This is a genomic window from Halorubrum sp. Atlit-28R, assembly GCF_003665955.1.
Classification (GTDB): Archaea; Halobacteriota; Halobacteria; order Halobacteriales; family Haloferacaceae; genus Halorubrum; species Halorubrum tropicale.
On sequence record NZ_QPLS01000201.1, the window covers coordinates 1 to 474 of the forward strand.

Consider the following 474-nt stretch of genomic DNA (forward strand, 5'->3'; position numbering starts at 1 on the left):
ACTTCCATAAGCTCGTCTCGAAGGGTTGGGGTTCTATCGTCCCGGAGGACATCGTCACCGACGCCAAGAAGCGCCAAGCACTCGGGACCGAAGAACACGGGTCAGGTGCCTTCACGCTGGAGTCGTTCGCTCCGGGCGATCAGCTTGTTGGGGTCGCGTACGACGATTACTACCGAACAGGTGACGATGGTGAGTCGCTCCCGTACATCGACCGTATCAGCCAGATCACCATTCCCGAGAAGAGCAACCAAGTCAATGCGCTACGATCAGGTGATATCGACATCATCTGGCAGCCCGGCTACGGTCAGTGGGGACTGCTCCAAAGTCTTGACAGCGTGACTGCCCACCGGACACCAGGCGGCGAGATTGCGAACTTCGTGATGAACGTGAGCGTTGAGCCGTGGCCCGACCCACGGGTCCGTCAAGCGGTCAAGCACGCCATCGACCGCGAGGCGATCCTGAACGCGGTTCAGG

Annotated in this window: 1 protein-coding gene; it reads left to right on the top strand. The window is 59.9% G+C overall.

Annotation, left to right across the window (positions count from 1 at the left end; all coding sequences use genetic code 11):
- On the top strand, positions 1-474 hold a 474-nt coding region (locus tag DVK06_RS17540; protein ID WP_233561811.1), incomplete at both ends, for an ABC transporter substrate-binding protein.